Source organism: Photobacterium sp. DNB22_13_2 (assembly GCF_052873915.1).
In genome coordinates, this window is the sequence record NZ_JBNNXU010000171.1 from 1 (window position 1) to 261 (window position 261).

1 protein-coding gene is annotated in these 261 nt (G+C 64.0%); it reads right to left on the reverse strand.

The window, feature by feature from the left end:
* Positions 1-74 precede the first annotated feature (74 nt).
* Positions 75-261 (reverse strand): MAPEG family protein (locus tag ACVA58_RS28245; RefSeq protein WP_446513548.1); only part of this gene is annotated, 187 nt, incomplete at its 5' end.

Genomic DNA, 261 nt, shown 5'->3' on the forward strand with positions numbered 1-261 from the left:
TCCGGGCTCATCGCAGCCGTAAGCAAAACGGCGCCACTGGGGCGCCGTTTTTTATTGCGTGCAAGTGAGCCGCGTCAGTGCGCGAAGGCCGGTTGCACAAACAGCGCAACGCACAGGCCAACGCCCGTAACCCACATCAGCGAACGCAGCACTGCCCAGTCGGCCAGGTAACAGACCGTGTACAGCACACGCGCCACGACGAATGCGATGGCGAGCAGGTTGACGCGGTCGATCATGCCGCCGCCCAGGATGGCCACCAGC